Here is a 1,153-nt window from a genome sequence, read left to right on the forward strand (position 1 = left end):
AACAACAGGACCAAAAGATTAGAGATTTAAATCAATCCAATCAGGAATTGAACCAAGAATTAGCAGAATCCAGAATGGTGGAACAGAACCAGAGCCGAGAGCTGGAAGAATTAAAGCAATCGTATGAAGAAGTGAATCATCAGCTAGCAGATTTAACTTTGAAGGAACAAGGCCAATACCAAGAGCTTGAAGAACTATTCCAATCTCATCAACAACAGGACCAAAAGATTAGAGATTTAAATCAATCCAATCAGGAATTGAACCAAGAATTAGCAGAATCCAGAATGGTGGAACAGAACCAGAGCCAAGAGCTTGGAGACCTAAAGCAATCTTATGAGACACTCAATCACCAGTTGGCGGATGTAACAATGAAGGAACAAAGCCAACGCCAAGAACTCGAAGAATTACTCCAGTCTTATCAAAATCAGGACCAAGAGCTAGGCGAACTAAAACAAACCTATCAGGAATTGAACCAAGAGTTAGCAAAATCCAGAATGGTGGAACAGAACCAGCTTCAAGAGCTTGAAGACCTAAAGCAATCGTATGAAGAAGTGAATCATCAGCTAGCAGACGTAACTTTGAAGGAACAAGACCATCGACAAGAGCTCGAGGAATTACTCCAATCTTATCAAAATCAGGATCAAGAGCTTATGAAATTAAACCAAGAATTAACAGAATCTAGAATGGTAGAACAGAACCAGATCCAAGAGCTTGAAGAATTACAGCAGTCTTATCAAAATCAGGACCGAGAGCTAGGTGAACTAAAACAAACTTATCAGGAACTGAACCAAGAGTTAGCTGAATCCAGAATGGCGGAACAGAACCAGAGCCAAGAGCTGGAAGAATTACAGCAATCATATGAAGCACTCAATCACCAGCTGGCAGTTGTAATTTTGAAGGAACAAGGCCAACGACAAGGGCTGGAAGAATTACTTCAATCTAATCAACAATTGGACCAAGAGCTAGACGAACTAAAACAATTCTTTAAAGAATTGAACCGAGAATTAACAGAATCCAGAATGGTGGAACAAGAGCAGCTACAAGAGCTTGAAGACGTAAGGCGATCATATGAAGCACTCAGTTATCAGCTAGCAGATGCAACAATGAAGGAACAAAGCCAACGACAAGAACTCGAAGAATTAAAGCAGTCTTA

At 40.1% G+C, this 1,153-nt stretch carries 1 protein-coding gene; it reads left to right on the forward strand.

From position 1 onward, the window contains the following. A partial coding sequence (locus tag ACIQZI_RS02450) for a coiled-coil domain-containing protein (RefSeq protein ID WP_403068951.1) occupies positions 1–1,153 on the forward strand: 1,153 nt, incomplete at both ends.

Source organism: Peribacillus sp. NPDC096379 (assembly GCF_044762875.1).
GTDB lineage: Bacteria > Bacillota > Bacilli > Bacillales > DSM-1321 > Peribacillus.